Below are 26,665 nucleotides of genomic sequence, written 5' to 3' on the forward strand. Positions count from 1 at the left end.
ATTCATCAAAAGCATAAACATTATGACCTTTAATCTGGTTGTAATAATATAAGGTATTAGTTTAAGGCAATATATCCACTTCCGCTTCACCTGTGAAGGCCGAGCGGTTTGGTTTTCTAACTTTACTTCATGGCGTTTAAATCCTGTTCATGCAAGACTTAAGCGCCATTTTTCTGTACTTTCCCTTGAAAACTTTATGGGATCTACTCGGTATCTTTATTTTCAGTTTCTAGTTCCTTGATCTCTTTATTCAGAAAGACAGACAGAACTGTTCTCAGCACGACTATTCCACCTAAAATGGCCAATTCATTAAGTGTTGGCTCCAATACTGTTTTTAAGATATCTGACGCTATCAAAAATTCTAGTCCGAGAAGTAAGTATGTACCGAATACAGCTCTTAGTTTTCTTATGTTAGTAATGGAATAATTACCAGTAAGTCGCTTAAGCTCATTTCTGAAAAATGAGATGACTCCGATTAATGCACCATAGGTGACAATCAGAAGGCTTGTCACACTTATTATTGTCGCTAAGGTATTTAAAAAACCAGTAAGCATAAATAGACCATTTTATAACCATAACATAAAAGGCCTATAGAATGTTTGTTGGAAGGCCCGCAGGTATGGTAGGTTTTCGGACTCACACTTTTACCCGTATAGGATCAATCATGGATAAAAAACAACCTGATAATACAAAACTTGTAATAAGATGAGTGTTCTTAAAGTGAGTAATTATCTTTTAGAAAAAATGGATTATTTGTCACGTATAAAAAGTGATAATTCAAGTAAGATACTAAAGTATATAGAGTCTTTTGTCTGGATGATAAATCATGCGGGTAACCGTAGGCTAAGTTATGTCTCTGATAAAGATTATGAATTGATGCAAAAATTATTTGCGATTATTTATAGGAATAGTATTGTCCATTGAGTAGAATCGAAAGTCTTTTTTAACTTTAGGCTAAATCAAAAGAATTTAGCCTAAAGTCATTGATAGTGTCGTAGAATCTTTAATGATTACAAACCTTTGTAATATCTACCGTGAAACCATTTTCGACAGGCATGAATTTCCCCTTTTGTTTCAGAAATACGATTAACTCATCCGCATCCATATTTTCCGCCGAACAAGTATAGAAACGCTGATCCTCACCAAAAGTCTTAACGATCGCTTCTTTTAAAGAAGCTTCTGAATAACTATTACCCTCCATCATATGAAGGACTTCGTGTGCATGTAACTGTTCCATAAATCAAATTACTTAATTATCGGATACAAAAATAAGGGGTTTATCCATATAAAGGTGTAACAAATGTGACATCCTTTCAACTTTAGGCTTTTCTAAACAAAAATTAATCAAACCTGTTTAAATGATAGGACGTCTTATTTTTTAATAACTAAAATATATCACAATATGAAACGTATATTCTTCATGACATTGTTTGTCGCATTAACGACAATCACATATGGTCAAACGGATGATAAAGGATATGAGGAAGGCAAATGGGTACTGAAAGGTGTGACAGGTTTGAACTTGTCGCAAACGGCGATGTCGAATTGGTCGGCTGGCGGTGAGAACTCTGTTGCCGGAAATGCGTATCTGAATGGGGCATTAACACATAAAACCGGTGACTGGTTATGGGTAACCAATCTCGCTCTCGATTACGGATTATCAAAGACTAAATCGCAGGGAATGAGGAAAAGTACCGATAATATAACCCTGTCTACCCAATTAGGATATTCCACCAATAATGTATGGTATTATACGTTGATGGGAGATTTAAACACCCAGTTTGCCAAAGGATATAATTATCCGGATAAGACACATTATATATCGAACTTCTTTGCGCCGGCGTATTCGAATATCTCCGTAGGTATGGAATATCGTCCCAAAAGCAATTACTCGGTTTATCTTTCTCCGGCTTCCACGAAGATGACTTTCGTGGAGGATGATTACCTTTCTGAGTTAGGAGCTTTCGGGGTCGATCCGGGAGATCGCTTCAGAATGGAATGGGGAGCTTACCTGAAAGCTCGTGCGGAATTAACCGTGATGGAAAACGTGAACTTGATTACGACTGCGGACTTTTTCACTCCTTATAGCGATCAATTCGGAAATATCGATGTCAATTGGGATGTATTGATAAGCATGAAGATTAATAAATTCCTGTCCGCTACACTCAATACGACGCTTAAATATGATAACGACGTGAAAACTTTTGAGGATAATGGAGAGAAACGGGGGGCGAAGGTCCAGTTCAAGGAAATATTAGGCATAGGTGTCGCCTATAATTTTTAAGTGGCATTTACTTGCAGAAAATTCATAGTTATGACTACTTTCACTCATAGCTATGAATTTTTTTATAACTATGACTTTTTCTTGTAGTAATGATAACGCTCCAACACTTCCCGCACGTAATTATATGTTTCTGAGCCACGCAAGTATCCATGCTTGCAAACAGGATCGTTATAATACTCGGGATCATTTTTCAAACGAATATATTCCGCTACATTATTATCCCATTTATTGGGATCTTTTCCATATTTTCGGGCCAATCGCTGCGCATCGTAAATATGTCCGATTCCAGCGTTGTAAGCCGCTAGGGTAAACTTGACTTTTTCTTCAGGATCCGTAATCTCAGAAAAACCTTGACGGAAGCGCCGTAAACAATCTACTCCCGTACGGATTCCCGTATCCGGATCTTTCAATTCATGCGGGGTGACACCTAATGCCTTCGCCGTATTTGGCATGATTCCCATAAGCCCCTCGGCACCGGCCCACGATACAACCGTAGGATTGAAATGAGACTCTTGATAGGAAATAGACGCCAGCAGCTGCCAATCCCATCCGATGTTTTTCGCATGTTTCTTGAATAAAGGGTCATACGGGGAAATATGTCCATTCTTTACCTCCGGAATATCTGCGGTAAAAGGTCGCTTGCTTAATTCAAAGTACCGCTTAGTAACTGCCTTGAAAGAATGTTTACCCGTTTTATCAGAAGCCCATTCATCGATGGCCTTCGCCAAGTCCGGACTACTTTTCCTTACCACCCATGAAGAACGTTGGGGAAAACTAACCTTTAGGTCGACATTGATATTCCAATAATAAGTCTTGTTTAGGCGGGCGGTGTTATCATCGCTGATCGTATAGGGAATTTCGCCCAAGGAGACCATCTCGATAAGATCTTCGGTAGCAATGGAGTCATTTTCCACTTTTTGGATATGGATTCCTCCGCCGAGTTCCTCATCCAAGTTCTTCAGTCGTTCGGAGTATTTGGTGTTAGGCTTTACGTAAACATTCTTATCGATTAATTGAGTGACATCGGTAAGAAGCTTATCGCCTTTATTGGCCCGTTGTATCAATACTTGACTGGAGATATCCTCCCGGCCGCAATAAATGACCTCTTGTTTCAGCTTGTTATTGATTGGGATAGGGTAGGCTACAACATCGGCCTCACCGGCTTCAAGCATCTCGATCAGGCGGGCAGGATTCTCGGCGACCTTGATGTTTAATTTCAAACCTTGGCTCTTGGCAAAATCGTTTATCAGATCGTATTCGTAACCCATGGGTTGCATCTTATATTGGAAGTAGGAGGTAGAACTGTATAAAGTCACCGCCGTGATCTCGCCTTCCGCTTTCAGTTGCGGTAAATCCACGAAAACGGAAACGTCCTCTTTCTCCTCTTGTTTGTTACCGTTGCAACCATACAAGAAGAACAAAAAGAGCAGAAAGGGGACGTATTTCCTATACATTATATTATATGTTTATTTTTTCTCAAGCAAAACCACGTTCTCCACATGATGTGTATGAGGAAACATATCGACCGGACGGACTTTCTTGACGGAGTATTTCACGCTCAACAAACTCAAATCGCGGGCTTGCGTAGCAGGATTGCAGCTAACGTAAACGATACGTTCCGGCTCGGCGAAGAGAATAGTGTTGATCACATCATCATGCATACCGGCACGTGGTGGATCGGTAATAATAACATCCGGACGTCCGTGTTGGTTTATGAAATCCTGCGTAAGGATATCTTTCATATCACCGGCATAAAAAAGCGTGTTCTCTATATGGTTCAAGGCGGAATTCACTTTTGCGTCCTCGATAGCCTCCGGTACGTATTCGATGCCGATAACCTTCTTTGCTTGGCGAGAGACGAAATTTGCGATCGTACCTGTCCCGGTATATAAATCGTACACCATCTCATTTCCGGTAAGACCCGCAAATTCTCTAGCCACTTTATATAGATTATAAGCCTGTTCACTGTTTGTCTGATAGAAAGACTTAGGACCTACCTTGAATTGAAGCCCCTCCATCTCCTCGATGATATGGTCTTTTCCCTTGAATACGAGAACTTCTTGGTCGGTGATCGTGTCATTACATTTGCCGTTGATGACGTACATCAAGGACGTGATTTCCGGGAATCGTTCCGCCAGATGAGATAGTAGCGCCTCCCTGCGCTCTACATCCTCATGGAAGAAAACCAATACGACCATCAAATCCCCAGTGGATGCCGTACGGATCATCAACGTACGAACGAATCCCTCTTGGTTCCGTAAATCGAAGAAAGGATATCCCTCATGAGATAGGCAATATTCCTTGACGCAAAGACGGATCTTGTTCGATATATCATCTTGCAACCAACATTTATGGATGTCCAATACCTTATCGAACATCCCCGGTATATGAAACCCGACACCATTCATGCAATCGAAAGAAGCACCGGACTGGATCTCTTCCTCCGTAAGCCATTTCTTGTTTGAGAAAGTAAACTCAAGCTTGTTCCGGTAGAAAGTCGTGCGCTCGGAACCTAAGATCGGAAGTTTCTCTTCCATTTCGACTTTCCCGATGCGGGTAAGATTATCGTAGACCTGTTTTTGCTTATAGTAAAGTTGTTCCTCATAGGGAAGATGTTGCCACTTGCAACCTCCACAGACACCGAAGTGCTCACAAAACGGCTCCGCACGTTTGGCCGAGTACTCATGGAAATATACAGGTTTCCCCTCCGCATAACTATTCTTCTTACGGGTCAGTTGAATATCAACCACGTCTCCCGGAGCGACGAAGGGTACAAATACCACCATATCGTTCACTCTCGCGATAGCCTTGCCCTCGGCGGCTACGTCCGTAATGGTTACCTTTTCTAATATAGGCAACTGTTTCTTCTTTCTTGCCAATGTCGTTAAGTTTTAAATTCGCTTCGCGAAAATACTTACAATTCCGCTAAGAACAAAGAGCTTCGTTCTATATACTTAAATGAGTCCGGCAAACAGTTCTCGTTATTCTATCAAGATTGATGAAGATATGATTATGGACAGAAAGGGATGTATAGTATGTGTTTATAAATCAATATATTGCAGTTTCTTAAAATTTCTTATAAGGAAAACTTTTGTTTTGCTATAGAAAAACTTTAGTTCCACTAGGGAGAAACTTTAGTTTCATGCTGAAGAAACTTTAGTTTCATGCTGTAGAAACTAAAGTTTCTTCAGCAAAAAACTCCTGAGTCTTCCTATTGGAAATAAATAGACACAAATAAAAGAAAAAGATCATATAATTATATGTAAGGGGCAAAGAGATAGGCGGGAAATCCGATGGGAAATGGAAGCGTCAACAAACTTCCGCACGCAAATGTAAGCATTTGCTGGATATAAATGGTAAAGAATAGTTGTAAAACATGTAAAAATCTTTAACGCTATTCGTGCTTGCAAAGTAGAAATAGCATATATTTGCAGCATTGCAAAGTTGAGATAGCAATATAACAGTTGAAATCAACAAAACTAGAATCTAAATTCAATACTGTCGAATATGGAAAGAAAAAGAGTTTACACGTTCGGAAATGGAAAAGCCGAAGGTAAGGCAGATATGAGAAATCTGCTGGGTGGTAAAGGCGCTAACCTTGCCGAGATGAATCTGATTGGTGTACCGGTTCCTCCGGGATTCACGATTACAACAGAAGTTTGTATAGAGTATTACGAGTTAGGCAAAGATAAAGTCGTAGAGTTGCTGAAAGCGGATGTTGAGAAGGCGATCGCTAATATCGAAACGTTAATGAACTCTAAGTTCGGTGATGTTGCCAATCCTCTGTTAGTTTCAGTTCGCTCCGGTGCCCGTGCGTCCATGCCAGGTATGATGGATACGATATTGAACCTTGGCTTGAACGACGAGGTAGTGGAAGGATTGTCTCGTAAGACGGGCAACGCTCGTTTCGCTTGGGACTCTTATCGTCGTTTCGTTCAAATGTACGGAGATGTCGTATTAGGCATGAAACCGACAAGCAAAGAGGATATCGATCCGTTTGAGGCGATCATCGAGGAAGTAAAGAAAGCGAAAGGCGTTAAGTTAGATAACGAGCTTGACGTTGAAGACTTGAAAACATTGGTCTCTAAATTTAAGGCAGCCGTTAAGGCCCAGACCGGACAGGATTTCCCGACTTGCGCTTATGAGCAATTGTGGGGCGCTATCTGTGCCGTGTTCAATAGCTGGATGAATGAGCGTGCTATCCTGTATCGTAAGATGGAAGGTATTCCAGACGAGTGGGGAACGGCGGTTAGCGTACAAGCCATGGTATTCGGTAATATGGGCGATACTTCCGCTACAGGCGTTTGTTTCTCTCGTGACGCGGGTAATGGTGAGGACTTGTTCAATGGCGAGTACTTGATTAACGCTCAAGGTGAGGATGTTGTAGCAGGTATCCGTACCCCGCAACAGATTACGAAGATCGGTTCACAACGTTGGGCTGAACGTGCCGGAATCTCAGAAGAAGAACGTATCGCTAAATATCCGTCTATGGAAGAAGCCATGCCGGAAATCTATAAGCAATTAGACGCTATCCAAGAGAAATTGGAAGATCATTATCGGGATATGCAAGATATGGAGTTTACCGTACAAGAGGGTAAACTTTGGTTCTTGCAAACCCGTAACGGCAAACGTACCGGTGCCGCTATGGTGAAAATCGCTATCGACTTATTGCATCAAGGCATGATCGACGAGAAAACAGCGTTGAACCGTATCGAGCCGAATAAACTGGATGAGTTGCTTCACCCAGTATTCGATAAAAAAGCCGAGAAACAGGCGAAAGTATGGGTAAAAGGTTTGCCGGCTTCACCGGGTGCCGCTACCGGACAGATCGTATTCTTCGCTGATGATGCCGCTAAATGGCATGCCGATGGCAAAAAGGTTGTCATGGTCCGTATTGAGACTTCTCCGGAGGACTTGGCCGGTATGGCTGTCGCCGAAGGTATCCTTACCGCTCGTGGAGGTATGACTTCTCACGCCGCTGTCGTGGCTCGTGGCATGGGTAAGTGCTGTGTATCCGGCGCTGGTGCCTTGAATATCGATTATAAGAACAAGACTGTAGACGTCGATGGCGTAACCTTGAAAGAAGGTGATTATATCTCTATCAATGGTACGACCGGGGAAGTCTATGTAGGACAGGTCGAGACGAAAGCGGCAGAGTTGTCAGGTGACTTCGCGGAGCTAATGGCTTTAGCCGATAAATATACAAAATTACAAGTTCGTACAAACGCTGATACGCCTCACGACGCTTCGATCGCTCGTAGCTTCGGTGCCGTTGGTATTGGCCTTTGCCGTACGGAGCATATGTTCTTCGAAGGTGAGAAGATCAAAGCTATGCGTGAGATGATCTTGGCCGAGGACGCTGAAGGTCGTAAGAAAGCGTTGGCGAAGATCCTTCCTTATCAGAAAGAGGACTTTAAGGGTATCTTCAAGGCTATGGCCGGATGTCCTGTTACCGTTCGTTTGCTCGATCCTCCTTTGCATGAGTTCGTTCCTCACGATTTGAAAGGTCAAGAGGAAATGGCTGAGACTATGGGCGTGTCCGTTAAGGAGATCCAAAAACGTGTGGAATCTCTTTGCGAGCATAACCCGATGTTGGGTCACCGTGGTTGCCGTCTAGGTAATACATATCCGGAAATTACGGAAATGCAGACTCGGGCCATTTTAGGTGCCGCTTTGGATTTGAAGAAAGAAGGTATTGAGGCTAAACCGGAAATCATGGTACCATTAACAGGAATCTTATATGAATTCAAGGAACAAGAGAAGGTGATCCGTACCGCGGCCGAAGAGCTATTCAAGGAAGTTGGCGATCGTATCGAATTCAAGGTAGGTACGATGATCGAGATTCCTCGTGCGGCATTGACAGCGGATCGTATCGCTTCCAGCGCCGAATTCTTCTCATTCGGAACGAATGATTTGACTCAGATGACATTTGGTTACTCTCGTGACGATATCGCTTCCTTCTTACCGGTTTACTTAGAGAAGAAGATTTTGAAGGTCGATCCGTTCCAAGTACTAGACCAAAATGGTGTAGGACAGCTGGTTCGTATGGCAACTGAGAAAGGTCGTGCCATCCGTCCGGATTTGAAATGTGGTATTTGCGGCGAGCATGGTGGTGAGCCTTCTTCCGTTAAGTTCTGCCATAAAGTTGGCTTGAATTACGTATCATGTTCACCTTTTAGAGTGCCCATCGCTCGTATCGCGGCGGCGCAAGCGGCTCTAGAAGACTAATCAAGGGGTTGATTTTTAATAGTTTAAGCACACGATAGGCAGGAGGGTGGATTGAGTGATCAATCTACCCTCTATTTTTTTATAGTCATATGGTATAATCTTATATATCAGGATATTGAAGTGGTGGGGAAGGCAACAAAACGACTAGTTTAATCGTTCGTTTTAATTAGTCGTTTGCAAATATCGCAAAAAACATTTACTTATGAAAGTCAAAAAGACTTTAGAATATAATTTTGATGCGGTTTTTTGGGTATTTTACTAAACCTATATGTTCCCTATAAAATAATCGATATAAACGACTAATTAAAACGAACGATTAATTCATTCGTTTTTTATGGCTAAACCCTCTTTTTGCATAAATATAATGAGAACGGATATATATGAAAACGACATTAGGCATAGAGTTCGAGCTTTTTTTTCCTCAGATAAGTCATCGTGCCAAGATCGGCTGCGCAAAGTATGATTTGTCCACTGGGGAAGGAGTGGCGATGGAACAATGGTATCTGAATATGGGTGAAGTTCCGGGAACTCCATTGAGCCAGATAGTAGGCATATATTCCAATGTCAAGCCAGAAGACCGTGAATGCTTGAAAACTTCCTTGAGCCGACTTGTCCACGGAGAAACTGATCATGATCAACGGGAAGCCCGGGTCAAGGATGGCGAGGGATGGAAATGGATTCGTCTGGATATAATGGAGGCGGGTCTGGAGAAATCAAGCCCCATCCTATTACTGATGAATTATGATATATCTGAACTGAAAGCGATGGAAGAACGAATGCTGAAGGCCGAGAAATCAGAGCGTTTGAAATCCTCCTTTTTGGCAAACATCAGCCATGAGATCCGCATGCCATTAAACGCTATTGTCGGATTCTCTTCTCTTTTAGGGGATGAAGAGGATGGTGAGCTAAGACAAGAGTATATTAATCTTATTCAGACCAATAATGAGTTATTATTGGGTATCGTTAATGATGTATTGGATCTGGCTAAGCTCGAGTCTGGTACCATGACCTTTGATTTCATGGAATTTGATCTAAGACAACTTATTGTAGAAACGGTAGCTTCTTTCCAGATCAAAGTACCGAGAGGAGTAGCTTTGACCTATCCGGCATCTTTGGATTCCTTTTTATTACGCTCCGACCGTATCCGTTTGAAACAAGTTCTTGGCAATTTTATAACAAACGCAATTAAGTACACCTCTATAGGTAGCATCATCTTGTCATATCAAGCCATGGAGAACGAAGTTCTGTTATCCGTGACCGATACGGGGGAAGGAATGTCGGAGGAAATAAAACTTCATGTGTTCGATCGTTTTTATAAAGGACGAAACCAAAAGCAAGGCATAGGGCTTGGACTTTCTATCTGCCAAAATATAGTTGAAAGGCTGGGAGGGCGTATCGGTGTCTCTTCTGAGCAGGGAAAAGGCTCTTGTTTTTGGTGCACTTTACCAATCTTTCCCCCAAAAGATACCTATTAAATAAAGAAAATACCGTATATTTGTTTTTGAAAGAGAAACGAAAAAACAATTTCTACGTATGGAGCGGTATTTAATTATAAAAACAAGGGATGAGTTGTTGCGCATTAAGATTGGTCAGATCCTTTATTTTGAAGCAGACAGGAACTATACGAAACTATTGTTGTCAAATGGCATCCAATTTACCTTCGCTATAAATATCGGAAAAATAGAAGAGATCTTAGAGAAGCAGGTCGCTGGTTGTAACAAGATATTAATGCGTGTCGGAAAAAGTCATATCATAAATAAAAATCATATCTTACAAATAAATCTCCCTAAGCAGCGTTTATTATTATTGACGGAAGAGGGTAAGCCTAAAGAGTTGGTAATATCCAAGGATCCGTTGAAAGTGCTGAAAGATAATCTTGAGAAGGAGATGGGAAAGCCTCAAGAGGAAGAGGAAAAGGAATAAGACGATGATTATAAAGATAGGAAAAGCAAAAGACAACGATTTTATTGCAAACGATCCTCATGTAAGCCGCCATCATGCCCGTCTGATACGTGAGGATGGTGGCAACTTATTATTGGAGGATACGGGATCTACTAACGGTACGTTCGTGAATGGTGCCCAGATCGTAAAGAAACGTGTTACTCCTACGGATCATATTCGCTTGGGGGATAGCTATGTCTTAAATCTTTCCGAGGTGCTTAAATACAATAATGATTATAGCGATGAATTTGCCGCATTGAAAAAAGTCTACGATGATTATATTCAAGCAAAAGTTAAGATTCAATCCTCTAATCAGTTTAAGACCAGATTATTTCAATCCTTACCATTTGCTTTGCCCGGAATAGTGGGGGTCGTGATAGGCTTCTTAGGGAAAGGTAGCCCGGAGCTATTCGGCATCAGCCTCCTGATAACGATTTGTGCCCCTACGGTAGGAATCTATCTAGGAGCCAAGCAGTCGGCCAAGATTCCCCAGCAATTGCAGGATATCGCCAATCAATTTAAGATAGACTATGTTTGCCCGAAATGTGGGACATTCTTGGGTGAGATCCCTTGGGAATCATTGAAAAACCGAAAGCAATGCCCAGTTTCTTCCTGTAAGGCCAAATGGGTGAGAGAATGAGCCTTTTCTTTTCGTATAGTAAAACAGCCTCTTTTGTACATGAAACCCAAATGTTTGATTATAAGAGAGAATAACAAGTTTATTAATCCATTGCTTTTTGTACTTTTGTTTTCGGAATATTAATATATTAGGAACAAAGGTTATGCAAGAAGAGGAATATACATTCGTAACTTTAGACGGCAATGACGTCATGCCAGCGGATGCTGTCATAATAGACGTGGAAGGAGGAGGTGTCGACCTAGGCGACGCCATAGTTATAGACGATAGTAGCATCGAGTCTTTCGATCATTCAGACTTTATAACATTGGCGGACGATACGGTTATGCTTTCCGATACAGATATGATGGATCTGTACTCTACGGATATGGATGGCGCAGATATTTCGTTTATCGTATGATCGCAGTTAAATGTCCACATTGCCATGTAGGATTAAAGGTAGCCGAGGGGAAGATTCCCCTCGGCATTACCTCCTTTAAGTGTCCGAAATGCAAAGAGCCTATTCCTTTGTCCTTATTATCCGAGAAAAGTAATCATCAGGAAGTCGATTCCGATACGATTTTAGTGACACCTGTCAAGACTGGAATCGGCAGACTGACGGTTCTTCCAGACGCCGATACACCTGAACAAGCGTTTCCTCTTCACGAAGGGAAGGTTGTCATTGGCCGGAAGTCGAACGCCTCACAAGCTACGATGCCAATTATCACGTCTGATCGCACGATGAGTCGCGAGCATATTTGCATTGAGGTGAAAAAAGATTCAAAAGGTGGATATAAACATTTCCTTACTGACAATAATAGTAAAAACCATACGTTATATAATAACAGTTACCTAGAGAATGGCGAGGTGGTCGTGCTCAATGATAATGACGAGATTATTATTGGTCGCACCGTCTTACGTTTTAATGAATAAAACTCATTTGTTATGATTATAACGATCGGTAAGCCATGTGCTATTACGGAAAAAGGAGGCAGATCGAATAACGAGGATTCCATTTACCCGCTTCCCGAACAAGTGACCCTTGACCAAAAATTGTTTATGGTTTGCGATGGTGTGGGTGGAGCCGAGAAAGGGGAGGTAGCCAGCTCATTAGCTTGCGAGTCCATACAAACTTTCTTTTCTACGTTCCTAAAGGATGATCCCACGCCAGAGTTTATCCATAAAGCCGTACATTATGCGGAAGTCTGTTTCGACTCCTATGTTCAAGAGCATCCGGAAGCGATGGGTATGGCTACTACGCTCACCATGGCCTATATCGCTTCTTCCGGAATCGTATTGGCTCATATCGGAGATAGCCGGATCTATCATCTGAGGAAGGGGGAGATTTTATATCAAACAGAAGATCATTCATTGGTAAATTCGTTGGTTAAATTAGGTAAGATCACTCCGGAAGAAGCGTTAACCCACCCCCAGCGGAATGTGATTATCCGGGCTATACAAGGCACTCATACTCCAACAGAAGCGGACATTATTACCTTGAACGATATTCAACCCGACGATTTCCTCTTTCTTTGTACGGACGGGGTTCTTGAAAGACTGAAGAATGAAAAGATTGCAGAGATATTTAATGGTCGTTTATCTGTTCCGGAAATAAAGGACGCTCTCATGGAAGCCTGTGACGGCAAGACTCGGGATAATTTTTCTTTTTATATCATAACTATTCAAAAAGTGGAAGATAGCATGGGTTTTAAGCAAAATATTCTCTCTTTTCTTTATTCTTTTATATAAATAACGTACTTTTGGCAGATTAAATGGAATTATTCAAGGTTATGAATCTGCCAGACGGACATCTTCTTCAAAACGGAAAATACAGACTTACTCATGTGGTTGGTCAAGGTGGTTTTGGCATAACCTACAGAGGAGTTTGGTACACAGAGGTTAAAGGATCTTTAGGTACCGTAAAGACGGAGGTCCCTATCTGTGTCAAGGAATATTTCTTCAAGGATTATTGTTATAGAGAACCCGGTTCCCAAGCCGTAAAAGTACATTCGGAGACGGGAAAGGTCTTATTTAACAAGTTCAAGGAAAAACTGATCAAAGAGGCAAAGATCCTATCGGAAGTTCACCATCCCTATATCGTAAACGTGTTGGAGGTTTTCGAGGAAAACAATACGGCTTATATTGCCATGGAGTATATTTCCGGCTTCTCGCTAAAATATATGCTTGAGAAAAACGGGATATTGCCCGAAGCTACGGTCCTTAAATATGTACGGCAAATTGGCGAGGCGTTACAATTCGTTCATGATAAGAGTATCTTGCATCTGGATATCAAGCCTAGCAATATCTTGATCGATAAGAACGGGAACGCCCGCTTGATCGATTTCGGAGTCAGCAAACGTTACGATATCGAGCAGGAAGAGACCAGCACTACGATGTTAACCCTTTCTAAAGGATTCGCATCCATAGAGCAATACGATAACGAAGGAACACAAGTGTTCTCGCCCCGTCCGGATATTTATTCCTTGGGAGCCACGATGTATAATCTGTTAACGGGAACAATCCCTACAGAATCTATACTACGTGCCGCACGTCCTTTGCGAAACCCCTCTGAAATCAATGCGGCGATCAGCCCGAAAACAGAGGCTGTTATCATAAAAGCGATGCAAATCATTCCTGCGGATCGCTTTGAGACGGTGGGCGAGATGTTGGCGTCTTTGGATTTTTCTCAAGCGGAAAAGGAAGTTCAGGTTGTCCCAAGTCCATCTCCCGAGATTGTGAATGAGGAAACAACGGTGGTTTATTCATCACCTGTAGATTCTAAATTAGTAGGATCGGATGATGAAGAGACTGTTGTCAATGTGGCTAATCCACCTGCCGTGGAGCCAATAACAGAAAAGAATAATTCCAGAAAGAAAATAATTCCTATCGGAATCGCTATATTTGTCGTTGTAGGATCCGCTACGGCTCTTTTAGTGCATAGCAATAGGCCCACAAAAGAGGTTGTCGAGAGTATTGATTTACCTTCAGCTGTGGAGCCGGATAGCAATGTCTCAAAAGAAGTAGAAATGCCAGATCACCCAGTTCTACATACGGAACCTCCTATCTCTGAGATAAAGAAAGCGGAGAAACAAGAGCCTAAAGTGGAAGAGAAACGACCTATGGAAACAGAGCATACGATAGAAGAGAATGTTCTCCCGGATCAGCCATCGGAAAATGAGATGAATGAGAAATATAACTCGTTAATCGCCTCCGGTAAGGAAAAAATGGCCAAAGCTGATTATTCGGGAGCTAAGAAAGATTTGTCGGAGGCAAAGGATACGAAACTTACGGAAGAGGTAGTCCGGTTGATCATCGCTTGCGATGAGAAAACCGAGGAGAAACGTATAGCGGACAAAAAGGCCCTGTATGAGGAGAAAATGGCTTTCGGACGATATAAGATCGTACGCAAGAAGTCAAATAACAGATACGGGGCGATCGATTCGAAAGCCGAGGAACGTATTCCTTGCAAATACCTAAGTGTCGGTATCGCGGATAACGGCCGGGCATTCGAACGGGAAGACAATTTGTTTGATATTTATAATTCTGACGGATCATTGATTAGCGAAGGCCTTACTTATTATTGATTGTAATATTATGAACAACTAAACATGTATTTACCTATTATATGAAAAGACTTTGGATATTGATGATATGTGCGGTATTTCCCCTCGGACTGCTGGCGCAACAGCGTACGGAATACAACCGTAAGGGAGATGAAGCGATGAAACGTCTTGATTATAGTGACGCTAAAATGTGGTACGAGGAAGGCGTATCGCAATGCGACGCATACAGTATTGATCAGCTGACTACGATTTGGCTTTCCAACGAGCGAATGCGGCCTTCCATGCGTAGCTTGATGAATAAATGTTTAAACTGCCTGACGGTCAAAGCTACGGAAGATGATCCGGATGCCATCTCTAAATTAATCATTTATTATTCGGAAGGTATCGGAACCCCTAAAAGTGAGGAGCTAGCAACCTATTGGAAAGAATACCAAGAGATATTGTTAAAGCCGGCGGAACCGGCGGCCCAACCAATAGATTCCGCGGCGGTATCCCCTAAGAAACGAATGGAGTTTTTCGCGGGATACTCGTATTCGATCGAATCTCCTTATGGAATCACGGTAGGAGGTATGGGGCAACGCTTCGGTTGGTATGTCCGTTTCAAGACGAATATGTCTTTTATGAATTATACGGACGAATGTAATAACCAAGGGCAGATTATTAAGTTCTCTAATTCGGAAGGGGAATCTTATGAGCTTAATACAGGTAAATCCTCGAAGACAAATAGTATAGCCGGAACGGCCGGTTTAATCGTAAAATGCTTTCCGTGGTTATATGCCTCCGTTGGTTTGGGATATGGTGAAAGAGCTTTACTACATTCGTTCACGACCCATTCCTATGAAAACTACGACAGTACACGAGAGGTATGGTGCCGGAATATTGATTCCTCATACAAAGGGGTCGCTGCCGAGGTTGACTTGATGATGAAAATAACGAACTCTGTATTTATTAGCGTTGGATGCAACACGGTTAATTTTAAGTACTTGGATCTAAACGCTGGCTTAGGTGTATTCTTTTAATATTGATTATTTATGAAACATATATACTCACTCTTCTCTATTCTATTTGCGGCTTTATTAATGGCCGGATGCGTGAATGATCCGGATATAGATGGTGGCATTCGAAACGCTAAAAAACCGTCTGTTAAGACAGACGAGATATTGAAGTCCACGGCTAGTTCAGTGACAGTATCGGGGGAGGTCCTGCAAGAAAACGGCGCTCCCGTGACAGAGGCCGGTTTTTGTTGGAGCACGGAATCTACCTTTACTGTGATAGAGAAAAATAAAAAAGCCGTATCCAAGCGTAAGGTAAAATATGAGGCTACGATCGAGGGCTTAACCAATGATCTGGATTACTATATCCGGGCCTATGCGATCAATGCGGTAGATACCGCTTATGGAGAGATTTTACCTTTTAAGACGAAAGATGGATTAGGAAGCGTTAAGACCTTATTTCCAGTCAACGTGATGTCTACTTCCGTTCAATGCGGAGGTATGATAACCAAACAAGGAGAAGCCGAAATCGAGGAAAGGGGTATTTACTTAATGCTGAATCCGGAGCCTTCAGCATCTGACTCCACGATTCGTATAGACATGGAAGCCGATTCGTTCTATTGTACGATCTCCGATTTAAAACCGGAAACTACCTATTACGTTAGAGCTTACGCAAAAAGTAAATATGGTGAGTATAACGGGGCGAAAGTCGAGACCTTTAAGACTACGAATGGTCGTCCTGTATTAGATGATAACAAATTCAAGAAAATAGCGACAGAGTTTACCTATGCGGAGTTCTCCATGGAAATAATAAGCGAGGGAGATTCTCCGATCACGGCATGTGGTTTCTGCTTTAGTACTGATAAATCACCGACAATAGAAAATGGGGATACGATTATTTGCGGAGCGGGTATCGGAGAATTTGCCGGGAAAATCTATGATATGCAACAGCAGAAAGGGTATTACGTACGTGCTTATGCGACAAACGCTTTAGGTACTACCTATAGCGCAGGCGAAGGTATCCATACGATTCTGGAAAGTGAGTTGCCTACAGTCAATACAAAGGAGGTGTCTACTATTAAAAACGGTACCGCATGGGTAGGAGGAGAGGTCTTAGCCGAAGGTGCCTCACCGGTTACAGAGGCTGGTGTATGTTGGGGAACTAGTCCTAGTCCGGCCTTTGGTAATTGTGAAGGAGCGGTAGCTCTTTCTTCCGGTACACAAGCGTTTACGGGTACGATAAAGGAATTGAGAGGAGGCACGAGCTATTATTTAAGAGCTTACGCTAAAAATAAGAATGGTATCGCTTACGGAGAGGAAGTTCGCTTCCAAACTCCGGATATATTTGGAGTAGGGGCAAGGTTTGAGGGAGCTTTCCGGATACCGGGATCTACCTCTTTCTGTACCTTGGCTAATAGCACGGGATTCTTATTAGGCGGTGACACGGGTAGGGAATACACCGATGAGTTTTGGGGATATATGACCTCTAAGAAAGAATGGTTGCCCTTAAGGTCTCAGCCTGAGAAATTATCGGGCCAAGCATGTTTCAGTATCGGATTTGGCCTATGGACTTTTGGTGGTTTAGATAACACGGGAAAGATATGTGACAGTTTATATGTATACTCCACGTCCGATAATTCTTGGAGCGCCGTACAAACAGACCAGCAACGGCCTAAAGGTATGTATCGGACGGCATGTTGCAGAATGGAAGATCAGGCGTTCCTCATAGGTGGACGTAGAGGTAACGAACTAATCGATGAAGTCTGGACTTATGAACCGAGCGCTTTCGTTTGGAGCAAGAAATCTAATTTCCCGATTAAACAATACGGCGGAATATCCGTTGTAATTGGTGACCGTATATATGCCGGACTGGGGATTATTAATAAAGCGGATCCTTCTTTGGAATATACGACACAGTTTTGGTCTACAGACAAGAACGCTGTAGCTTGGGAAAAGGAGGCTTCGTTCCCCGGAAGGATGCTTTTATGTGCTATCGCTTATGGTAATTACGTATATGGCGTAGACGGGGACGGTTATATTTGGCGCTATGATCCGGACTCTCAGAACTGGAGCCAGAAATCCCAGTTACCAGCGGCTAACAGGTCTGTACATTGCATGTATGTCTTGGATAATTATATCTATATCGGTTTGGGCAATGCCTCTAACTCATTAATCAGTTACGATCCTACTTGGGATAATTAAAGATGAATAGAACAGCGATTTTAGAACAGATACAGAAGAACGTAGAACGGCTGTCGGCTCCTGATCTACCGGAATACAAATATATCCCGTTGCATCAGAAGCCATCGCCTTCAGTCGCTACGTTGCATGAGATCATGCGCCTATTACGTACGGTTATCTTCCCCGGATTCTTTGGTACGGAACAAGAGGCTCAATTAGGCTCTATCCAATATTATACGGGAGTCTATTTGGAAAAGATCTATGATCTCTTGCAAGAGCAAATATATAATGGACTTTGTTTTGAGGTAGAGCGTTGTTGTGATTCCAAGGACCGGGCTTCCGAGATCTCGATCGCTTTTATTAACCGGATTCCTCATATCAAATATTTACTGTCCACCGATGTAAAGGCCATCTTGGATGGTGATCCGGCAGCCAAGAGCGTGAGTGAGATTATATTCTGTTATCCGGCGGTCTACGCGCTTTTACATCAACGGGTCGCTCATGAATTATTCGAGCTAGGCGTACCGGTACTCCCGCGTATCATTACGGAAATGGCACACTCGCAAACCGGGATCGACATTCATCCCGGGGCGCAGATCGGAGAATATTTCAGTATCGATCATGGAACGGGTATTGTCGTGGGACAAACCGCCATTATCGGAAACCATGTCCGCCTTTATCAAGGTGTGACGTTAGGAGCTAAGAGTTTTACGCTGGACGAGGAAGGACTTCCGATAGATTTACCCCGTCATCCGATCATCGAGGATTATGTGACCATTTATTCCAACGCATCCATATTAGGACGGATCACTATTGGCCGAGGATCTATTATCGGGGGTAACATCTGGCTCACCCATAGTGTACCTCCCAATTCCAAGATATCTCAATCACGTGTCGAAGAAAAATTCACGGAAATATGATATTATTTGAAAGAGATTCCGTATGTTTGTGCAAATGACATTACGGTGTTTTCCTTAAATAATAGAATATGACCATGAACAAAGTAAAGACATTAGATGATCTCAAGAAAATGCGTGAATCTCTTCGTGCGTCTTTGGATCTGCGTGAAAAAAGCAATACCCCTGATCAGCTCGTACAAATTAAGGTTTCTATGGCCACTTGCGGTATAGCTGCCGGAGCCAAGGAGATAATGAGTTATTTTATCGAGGTTTTAGACCGGCAGAAAATCGATGCGTTGGTAACTCAAACCGGATGCATGGGCTATTGTTATGCGGAACCGACTATCGAAATCAAGCTTCCGGGTCAGGAGCCGTTGGTATTCGGTTATGTTGATAAGGCAAAAGTAGAAGAGATCATAGATAAGTATATCCGTAAGGGTATCTTGGTAGACGGCATCATTCCTGTAACTTACACCACCGTAAAACCCGAATAAGAAATTTAATATCTTACATAAATGGCACAATACACGAATTATATATTGGTGTGCGGTGGCACAGGTTGCCGTGCATCACAAAGCGAGCAGATCATCGAGAATCTGAGAGCCGCCGTCGAGCAATACGGATTAGAGGATACACAAGTGATCCGTACCGGATGCTTCGGTTTCTGCGAGAAGGGTCCGGTGGTTAAGATGATCCCCGATAACACTTTTTACGTACAAGTTCAACCATCGGATGCGGACGAGATCGTACGGGAGCATTTGGTAAAAGGCCGTAAAGTGGAACGGTTACTTTATATGAATCCAGAGACCCGTGAGCTGGTTCCGGACTCCAAGCATATCAGATTCTATAAGAAACAGCTACGAATCGCCCTTCGAAATTGTGGCTTTATCAACCCTGAGAATATCGATGAGTATATCGCTCGTGACGGCTATGTAGCGTTAGGAAAAGCCCTTGTGGAAATGACTCCCGAGGAAGTAATCAAGGAAATCATGGATAGCGGTTTACGGGGTCGTGGGGGCGGTGGTTTCCCCACAGGTTTGAAATGGCAGATTACCCGTAAGGTACAAGCACCTCAAAAATACGTGGTTTGCAATGCGGACGAGGGTGACCCGGGCGCTTTTATGGATCGCTCCATATTGGAGGGCGACCCGCATTCGATTGTGGAGGCTATGGCGATTAATGGATATTGTACGGGAGCTAGCAAAGGTTTGGTATATATCCGTGCCGAATATCCGCTAGCCGTGGAACGTTTGAAAATCGCCATACGGCAAGCGAAAGAATATGGATTGCTGGGCGAGAATATATTTGGGACTGATTTCTCATTCGATATCGAGATCCGGTACGGTGCCGGAGCTTTTGTTTGTGGAGAGGAGACTGCTTTGATCCACAGTATGGAAGGTTTGCGAGGCGAGGCTACCGTAAAGCCGCCGTTCCCTAGTGAACACGGGTATAAAGGTTGTCCGACCAATGTAAATAACGTAGAGACTTACGCAAATATCCCGGTGATCTTGTTAAGAGGCGCTAAATGGTTCAGTAGTATCGGAACGGAGAAAAGCAAAGGAACAAAGGTGTTCGCCTTGGCTGGAAAGGTAAACAATGTGGGGCTGATCGAGGTTCCTATGGGTACGACTTTGCGTGAGGTTATCTTTGGAATTGGGGGAGGTATCAAGGATGGAAAGAAGTTTAAGGCTGTGCAAACCGGTGGCCCGTCAGGAGGTTGCTTGACTGAAAAGCATCTTGATCTTCCTATCGATTATGATAATTTGCTTGCCGCTGGTTCCATGATGGGTTCCGGAGGTATGATCGTCATGGACGAGGATGATTGTATGGTAGCCATGGCTAAGTTCTATCTGGACTTTACGGTCGAGGAATCTTGCGGTAAATGCGCACCGTGCCGTATCGGTAATAAACGCTTACATGAGATATTGCAGAAAATTACGAGTGGAAACGGAGCCGAAGAGGATTTGACCCGTCTAAGGAATCTGGCGATGGTGATTAAGGATACCGCTTTATGCGGCTTGGGACAGACTTCTCCGAATCCGGTTTTATCTACGATGGATAATTTCTACGATGAATATCTGGCGCATGTCCGGGAGCATCGTTGTCCGTCTCATCAATGCCGGGAACTTACTCAATATTTCATCAATCCGGAGAAATGTAAAGGATGTACGCTCTGTGCCCGTGTTTGTCCGGTGCATGCGATTACAGGTGGACGGAAAATTCCTCATATTATCGATCCGCAAGCTTGTATCCGTTGCGGTACCTGTATGGAGAAGTGTAAGTTCGGAGCGATTTATGTCCACTAAATTTATTTATAAGCATGGAAACAATTCAATTAATCATAGATAATAAAGAGGTGGAAGTGCCGAGAGGAACCACCATTTTAGATGCGGCAAAAAGTGTAGGTATCCACATCCCGACACTCTGTTATATGAAACTGGAGGACTTGCACTACGAGAATAATCCGGGAGCTTGCCGTATTTGTGTCGTAGAGATCGAGGGACGTAGAAATCTAGCCCCATCCTGTAAGATGGAATGTACGGAAGGCATGGTCGTACGGACACATACCCCCCGGGTGATGAATGCCCGTAGGACGGTGATGGAGCTGATCCTCTCGAATCATCCGGCGGAATGTCTGACATGTAGCAGCAACGGACATTGCGAGTTACAAAAGATCGCACATGACTTAGGAATCCGTGAGATCCGGTATAAGGGAGAGATGTCCACATTTACGATAGACCGTTCCCCTTCCATTGTGCGGAACATGAACAAATGTATCATGTGCCGCCGCTGTGAGACCATGTGTAATACGATACAGACAGTTGGCGCCTTGACTGCCGTGAACCGTGGATTTAACGCGGCCGTATCGACTGCTTTTGAACGGGATATGGCCGGAAGTACCTGTTCGTATTGTGGACAATGCGTATCCGTCTGTCCTGTAAACGCGCTTAGCGGACGTAATACGCAACAGCCGGTCTTGGACGCTTTGGCCGATCCTACTAAAATTGTTATCGCCCAGACAGCGCCGGCGGTTCGCACAGCGTTGGGACGTGATTTCGGGTATGAGCCGGGTACATTGGTTACAGGCAAGATGGTTTCAGCTTTGCGTCAATTGGGTTTTGATTATGTATTCGATACGGACTTTGCCGCCGACTTGACCATTATGGAAGAGGGTACGGAATTATTACATCGCCTAGGTAGTTACCTAAATGGAGACAAAGAGGTGAAAATACCGTTAATGACGAGTTGTTGTCCGGGTTGGGTTAGCTTTGTGGAACAACATTTCCCCGAGTTACGGGATAATTTATCTACAGCCAAGAGCCCGCAGCAAATGTTCGGAGCGATCGCCAAGAGTTATTTCGCCGAGAAGTTGGGAGTGGACCGTAAGGATTTGGTAGTCGTATCTATCATGCCTTGTTTGGCGAAGAAGTATGAGGCTAGCCGCCCGGAGTTTAGCGTGGAAGGTAATCCCGATGTAGATTATTCGATCTATACCCGTGAGTTAGCCCGTTTAATCCGTTATGCGAATATAGATTTCAATGAACTGCCGGATGGTGAGTTCGATAGCCCGTTGGGTGAATCTACCGGAGCGAGCGTGATCTTCGGTACTACCGGCGGTGTTATCGAGGCCGCTTGCCGTACAGCTTATGAATTATATACGAAGAAAAATCTGGATAAAGTGGACTTCGAGGAGTTACGCGGGCTGGAAGGTATTCGTAGCGCTACGATCGATTTTAATGGGACTCCGGTAAAGATCGGTATCGCTCATGGTCTGGGGAATGCCCGCAAATTGATCGAGGAGGTGAAGAACGGTACCTCTCCTTATCATGCGATCGAGGTGATGGCTTGTCCGGGAGGCTGTATCGGCGGTGGTGGACAACCGTTCCACCGAGGCCGTATGGAGGTACTTCGCCGGCGTGCTTCCGCTCTTTACCGGGAAGACGCTAACAAACCGCTTCGCAAGAGCCATGAGAATCCGTATATCCAGCAATTATACAGCGAGTATTTGGGAGAGCCTTGCGGACCGAAAGCCCATAAATTACTGCATACCCATTACATAGATCGTAAGGAAGTAATCGGTATGTATATAGAAACCGAAAAAAGTAAATAAGCCATGAATGAGATACATTTGCCTAAAACAAAAGTAGCGGAGCTACATGCGATATGCGCTGAACGCAACAACGATCCCGGGGAGTTGATCAATATCTTGCACGCCGCCCAAGGCTTGTTCGGATATTTACCACCGGAAGTCCAACAGGTTATCGCCGCCGAATTGAATATCCCGGTCTCAAGGGTATATGGCGTAGTTACTTTTTACTCATTCTTTACGATGACCCCCAAGGGGAAATACCCCATCTCGGTTTGTCTGGGAACGGCCTGTTACGTGCGTGGCGCAGAAAATGTTCTGGAAGAAATGCAACGTCAATTGGAAATAAAGGTAGGAGAGACTACACCGGACGGTTTGTTCTCCTTGGATTGCTTACGCTGTGTCGGTGCTTGCGGATTAGCTCCGGTGGTCATGATCGGCGGGAAGGTCTATGGAAGGGTTACTCCCGAAAAGGTACGGGATATACTTTCCGACTACTATCTGAAAGAACAATAGGATATAAAAACACAAGCGGTCACGTAGGTTTTACGTGACCGCTTGTATAAAATAACGCAAGTAATCGTATTTTCAGAAACGACTGATCGAACCACCTCCCCCGGAGCTTCCACCTCCCCAAGAGCCGCCACCGCCGCCGCTAAAACCTCCGAAGCCACCACCGCCACCCATAATAATAGGGCCGCTACCACCTCGGTGTATGCGGTCGATGGTACGATTTTTCTTCTCTGTATACCCGCAACTCTTACAGCGGTATACATCTTCGGCCAGACCTTCCGAGAAACGAGTCGCTTCCCGAATCACTTGCTGCCCCATATATACAAAGGTTTTCTTTCCACAACGGGGACATGCCTTCGGACGATACTTTAAGTACGCTATAAACGCCGAGAAGCCGATCATCCCGATAATCCCCACCACGAATATCCACATAAAATCATCATCGGACGAGGAAGAAGTGCGGTTGCCAGTCATGCCTGCCCGTTCATAGTCGCTGGACATTAAATACTTGGTAACCGCCATGACTCCTTTCAACATGCCGGCGCTATAATTCCCGGCCTTTAGATCGGGCATCATATACCGCTGCTGGAGCCGGTAGCAAATCGCATCGGGGAGGACACCCTCGATACCATATCCCGTCTCGAAAACGACCGAACGTTGGGAAGGTTCCGTCACCAACTGGATCAATAAACCATTATCCTTGCTCTTTTGTCCCAATCCCCAATGTTTGAATAAATCCGTAGCGAACATCCGGGCATCCTGATCCCCGATGCTATTCACGGCAACGACAGCTACCTCGATACCGAGACTATCTTCCACTACATTTAATAATTGATTGATACGTGCCGCATCATCCGGGGTAATGATACCATCCGGATTACTGACATGGTTCAACCGGTTGGAAAGACGTACGTTCGGAATGGTCTCGATCGAATAATCCTTTGCCGCGAAAATAGAAGAGGCAAAACCAACCAGCAATAAACTGATCCATAAAAGGCTTACCGGACACTTGCACCTAGATCCTATATTCTTTATCTCACTCATTCAGCGAATGGCTATTAGAATTCTACCTTAGGAGCCTTTTCCGCACCGGATTCAGCGGCGAAATAAGCTTTCGATTGGAAGCCGAACATTCCGGACAAAATATTGTTCGGGAATTGGCGAATATAGGTATTATAAGACTGAGCTACCTCGTTAAAACGTTTACGCTCTACCGAGATACGATTTTCGGTCCCTTCCAATTGCGCTTGAAGCTCCATAAAGTTTTGATTCGCTTTTAAGTCTGGATAACGCTCTAAAACAAGCATCAAACGGGAGAGGGCATTTCCTAACTCTCCTTGTGCAGACTGGAATTTCTTCAAGGATTCCTCAGTAAGGTTAGAAGGATCAATCGTAGTCTTCGTCGCCTCGGCACGAGCGTTGACCACACCTTCTAAAGTCTCTTTCTCATGCGCGGCGTATCCTTTTACCGTATTTACCAGATTCGGGATCAAATCCATACGGCGTTGATATTGGTTCTCAACTTGGCTCCATGCGGTTTTCACGCCTTCGTCTTGAGTTACCATATTATTATACACGCCTTTCACCCAAAAGAATAATATCGCTACGATAGCGATGATAATCCATACAACTTTGTTCTTAAACATCTTTGCCTTATAATTTATTGATTATACATAATGAGACAAAGCTATATAAAAAAATCGGATTATCCACATAGCGATTGGCGGTTGCTTATAACTGCGATTGTTAGCTGCTTATAATGGGCATTGTAACATCCTTATATTGCCCATTGTTAGAACCTCATACTGGGCATTATAGGAAGGAGCTTGCCGCGATGCTGCGGATGGAAGCCCACCGCATAGATTCTATTTATCTTCCCATAGATAAAACTGATCAATGAAATCCAAGGCTTTTAGGGTACATGTAAGTGAATTGTTCTATATTTGCACTTAATAAATCTAAATAAATATAGTTATGCGTAAAACAATTTATGCTAAAATGACGGCATTACCGGTAGGACTCTGCGCTTTAGCCTTTGCGGTTACCTCGTGCGGTTCTTCCGAATACAAGAAATTTGCCGACAATGAAGGTAAGCTAGTGGCCTCTATCCTGCGGGAAAACGACTGTTTGGCCTGCCACTCTGAAAATGCGCCTCTGCCATTTTACGGTAATTTACCGTTGATCGGTCCCGTAGTACAGGCAGACATGAAGGAGGCCGTTCACTATGTGGACTTGACTGCTATGGTGGAAGCCTTGGAGAACGGGCAGCCCGTTTCAGAGGTTGATTTGGCGAAGGTGGAGAATACGGCCCTAAGCGGCTCTATGCCCCCGGCTAAGTATTCCCATATGCCGATGCACTGGGGAACCAGCCTTGACGACAATGAGAAAGCGGTGATCATCTCATGGGCGAAGAATGTCCGTAAAGATCGTTTCACGACCGAAACCGTAGCGGAAGAATTTAAGAATGAGCCTCTTCAGCCTCTAATGAAGAGCTTGCCTACAGATCCGGCGAAGGTAGAGTTGGGTTTTGCCCTGTATCATGATACTCGTTTGTCTGCGGACAATACGATCTCTTGCGCTACTTGCCACGGATTGAACACAGGTGGTGTAGACCGTAAGCAATATTCGGAAGGTATTAATGGACAGTTCGGTGGTGTTAACGCTCCGACCGTATATAATGCGGCGCTTAATTTCGTTCAATTTTGGGACGGACGTGCGGCAGACCTAAAAGAGCAAGCGGCTGGTCCTCCATTGAACCCAGTGGAAATGGGTTGTACCTCATTCGACCAGATTTGCGAGGCTTTAGCGCAAGATAAGGATTTCACGAAGAAATTCACGGAAGTGTATCCGGAAGGTTATTCTCAATCTACGATCACGGACGCTATCGCTGAGTTTGAGAAGACCTTGCTTACGCCGAGTCGTTTCGACAAATACTTGATGGGAGATAAAAACGCGCTTACAGCGGAAGAATTAGAGGGTTATCAACTATTCAAGGACAATAAATGCGCTACTTGTCACGTTGGTGTAAATGTCGGTGGTCAATCTTACGAGTTCATGGGTATCAAGAACAGCTATTTCGATTACCGGAATACAGGGTTGACGGACGGTGATAACGGACGCTATGCCGTGACTAAGAAAGAATCCGATCGTCATAAGTTCAAAACCCCGACACTTCGTAACGTGATGCTGACTTATCCGTACATGCACGACGGAACCGTAGCCTCCGTGGAGGATGCGATCCGTATCATGCATGAGTTCCAGATCGGAAAGGAGATCAATGATGTAGAAGTTGAAAAAATCGTTGTTTTTCTAGGAACTTTGAACGGAGAATATAATGGAAAAATGCTTCAATAATTGATTA

The 26,665-nt window shown here is 43.7% G+C and carries 23 protein-coding genes; 17 read left to right on the forward strand and 6 right to left on the reverse strand.

Annotated features, from left to right (window positions below; translation table 11 throughout):
- Positions 1 to 203: 203 nt before the first annotated feature.
- Positions 204 to 554 (reverse strand): DUF1622 domain-containing protein, encoded by a 351-nt coding sequence (locus HMPREF0999_RS10840; protein ID WP_005857075.1) that lies wholly within the window; start codon positions 552 to 554, stop codon positions 204 to 206.
- A 449-nt stretch (positions 555 to 1,003) separates the two neighbouring features.
- Complete coding sequence (locus HMPREF0999_RS10850) at positions 1,004 to 1,237, reverse strand: YecH family metal-binding protein (RefSeq protein ID WP_005862370.1); 234 nt, start codon at positions 1,235 to 1,237, stop codon at positions 1,004 to 1,006.
- Between the two features lie 165 nt (positions 1,238 to 1,402).
- Here HMPREF0999_RS10850 and HMPREF0999_RS10855 point away from each other — a divergent pair, with 165 nt between their 5' ends.
- Positions 1,403 to 2,284, forward strand: a complete 882-nt coding sequence (locus HMPREF0999_RS10855) for a DUF3078 domain-containing protein (RefSeq protein WP_005857069.1) — start codon at positions 1,403 to 1,405, stop codon at positions 2,282 to 2,284.
- Between the two features lie 68 nt (positions 2,285 to 2,352).
- Here HMPREF0999_RS10855 and HMPREF0999_RS10860 read toward each other — a convergent pair whose 3' ends face one another.
- Positions 2,353 to 3,738 carry a transglycosylase SLT domain-containing protein gene (locus HMPREF0999_RS10860; RefSeq protein ID WP_008772197.1) on the reverse strand — a complete coding sequence of 462 codons (1,386 nt, stop codon included), beginning with the start codon at positions 3,736 to 3,738 and terminating at the stop codon, positions 2,353 to 2,355.
- A gap of 12 nt (positions 3,739 to 3,750) precedes the next feature.
- The gene (rlmD, locus tag HMPREF0999_RS10865) at positions 3,751 to 5,163 is read right to left on the reverse strand and encodes a 23S rRNA (uracil(1939)-C(5))-methyltransferase RlmD (RefSeq protein ID WP_005857064.1); all 1,413 of its coding nucleotides are present in this window, start codon (positions 5,161 to 5,163) and stop codon (positions 3,751 to 3,753) included.
- 628 nt (positions 5,164 to 5,791) lie between these two features.
- Between rlmD and ppdK the strand changes: the two genes are divergently transcribed.
- From ppdK to HMPREF0999_RS10940, 15 genes are all read left to right on the forward strand, one after another.
- A complete protein-coding gene (gene ppdK / locus HMPREF0999_RS10870; RefSeq protein ID WP_005857062.1) occupies positions 5,792 to 8,512 on the forward strand; it encodes a pyruvate, phosphate dikinase in 2,721 nt (906 codons plus the stop codon).
- Positions 8,513 to 8,892: 380 nt separating this feature from the next.
- On the forward strand, positions 8,893 to 9,987 hold the full coding sequence (locus tag HMPREF0999_RS10875; RefSeq protein ID WP_009275919.1) for a sensor histidine kinase: 1,095 nt from the start codon (positions 8,893 to 8,895) through the stop codon (positions 9,985 to 9,987).
- Positions 9,988 to 10,045: 58 nt separating this feature from the next.
- Entirely contained in the window at positions 10,046 to 10,435 is a 390-nt protein-coding gene (locus HMPREF0999_RS10880; protein ID WP_005857058.1) for a LytTR family DNA-binding domain-containing protein, read from the forward strand.
- A 4-nt stretch (positions 10,436 to 10,439) separates the two neighbouring features.
- Entirely contained in the window at positions 10,440 to 11,093 is a 654-nt protein-coding gene (locus HMPREF0999_RS10885; protein ID WP_005857056.1) for an FHA domain-containing protein, read from the forward strand.
- A 142-nt stretch (positions 11,094 to 11,235) separates the two neighbouring features.
- Positions 11,236 to 11,490, forward strand: coding sequence for a hypothetical protein (locus HMPREF0999_RS10890; RefSeq protein ID WP_005857054.1), 255 nt, complete (start codon positions 11,236 to 11,238; stop codon positions 11,488 to 11,490).
- Complete coding sequence (locus HMPREF0999_RS10895) at positions 11,487 to 12,002, forward strand: FHA domain-containing protein (protein ID WP_009275920.1); 516 nt, start codon at positions 11,487 to 11,489, stop codon at positions 12,000 to 12,002. The genes HMPREF0999_RS10890 and HMPREF0999_RS10895 overlap by 4 nt, the downstream gene beginning before the upstream one ends.
- A 12-nt stretch (positions 12,003 to 12,014) precedes the next feature.
- Complete coding sequence (locus HMPREF0999_RS10900; protein ID WP_005857050.1) at positions 12,015 to 12,818, forward strand: PP2C family protein-serine/threonine phosphatase; 804 nt, start codon at positions 12,015 to 12,017, stop codon at positions 12,816 to 12,818.
- Positions 12,819 to 12,859: 41 nt separating this feature from the next.
- Complete coding sequence (locus HMPREF0999_RS10905) at positions 12,860 to 14,653, forward strand: serine/threonine-protein kinase (protein ID WP_158593295.1); 1,794 nt, start codon at positions 12,860 to 12,862, stop codon at positions 14,651 to 14,653.
- Positions 14,654 to 14,694: 41 nt separating this feature from the next.
- Complete coding sequence (locus HMPREF0999_RS10910) at positions 14,695 to 15,651, forward strand: hypothetical protein (RefSeq protein WP_008779854.1); 957 nt, start codon at positions 14,695 to 14,697, stop codon at positions 15,649 to 15,651.
- 12 nt (positions 15,652 to 15,663) lie between these two features.
- Complete coding sequence (locus tag HMPREF0999_RS10915; protein ID WP_005857043.1) at positions 15,664 to 17,826, forward strand: Kelch repeat-containing protein; 2,163 nt, start codon at positions 15,664 to 15,666, stop codon at positions 17,824 to 17,826.
- A 2-nt stretch (positions 17,827 to 17,828) separates the two neighbouring features.
- Positions 17,829 to 18,725, forward strand: coding sequence for a serine O-acetyltransferase (locus tag HMPREF0999_RS10920; RefSeq protein ID WP_005857041.1), 897 nt, complete (start codon positions 17,829 to 17,831; stop codon positions 18,723 to 18,725).
- A gap of 74 nt (positions 18,726 to 18,799) precedes the next feature.
- Entirely contained in the window at positions 18,800 to 19,198 is a 399-nt protein-coding gene (locus HMPREF0999_RS10925; RefSeq protein ID WP_005857039.1) for a (2Fe-2S) ferredoxin domain-containing protein, read from the forward strand.
- A gap of 21 nt (positions 19,199 to 19,219) precedes the next feature.
- Positions 19,220 to 21,010, forward strand: coding sequence for an NADH-ubiquinone oxidoreductase-F iron-sulfur binding region domain-containing protein (locus tag HMPREF0999_RS10930; RefSeq protein WP_005857037.1), 1,791 nt, complete (start codon positions 19,220 to 19,222; stop codon positions 21,008 to 21,010).
- Positions 21,011 to 21,024: 14 nt separating this feature from the next.
- The gene (locus HMPREF0999_RS10935) at positions 21,025 to 22,815 is read left to right on the forward strand and encodes an NADH-dependent [FeFe] hydrogenase, group A6 (RefSeq protein ID WP_005857035.1); all 1,791 of its coding nucleotides are present in this window, start codon (positions 21,025 to 21,027) and stop codon (positions 22,813 to 22,815) included.
- Positions 22,816 to 22,818: 3 nt separating this feature from the next.
- The gene (locus HMPREF0999_RS10940) at positions 22,819 to 23,307 is read left to right on the forward strand and encodes a complex I 24 kDa subunit family protein (protein WP_005857033.1); all 489 of its coding nucleotides are present in this window, start codon (positions 22,819 to 22,821) and stop codon (positions 23,305 to 23,307) included.
- A gap of 72 nt (positions 23,308 to 23,379) precedes the next feature.
- On the opposite strand, the gene HMPREF0999_RS10945 is transcribed toward HMPREF0999_RS10940, so the two are convergent.
- Both HMPREF0999_RS10945 and HMPREF0999_RS10950 read right to left on the reverse strand, forming a co-directional pair.
- Complete coding sequence (locus tag HMPREF0999_RS10945) at positions 23,380 to 24,348, reverse strand: TPM domain-containing protein (RefSeq protein WP_009275921.1); 969 nt, start codon at positions 24,346 to 24,348, stop codon at positions 23,380 to 23,382.
- A 14-nt stretch (positions 24,349 to 24,362) separates the two neighbouring features.
- Positions 24,363 to 24,950, reverse strand: a complete 588-nt coding sequence (locus tag HMPREF0999_RS10950; protein ID WP_005857030.1) for a LemA family protein — start codon at positions 24,948 to 24,950, stop codon at positions 24,363 to 24,365.
- A gap of 328 nt (positions 24,951 to 25,278) precedes the next feature.
- Between HMPREF0999_RS10950 and HMPREF0999_RS10955 the strand changes: the two genes are divergently transcribed.
- Positions 25,279 to 26,658, forward strand: a complete 1,380-nt coding sequence (locus HMPREF0999_RS10955) for a cytochrome c peroxidase (RefSeq protein WP_009275922.1) — start codon at positions 25,279 to 25,281, stop codon at positions 26,656 to 26,658.
- The last annotated feature ends 7 nt before the right edge of the window (positions 26,659 to 26,665 follow it).

Source organism: Parabacteroides sp. D25, assembly GCF_000307475.1.
GTDB lineage: Bacteria > Bacteroidota > Bacteroidia > Bacteroidales > Tannerellaceae > Parabacteroides > Parabacteroides distasonis.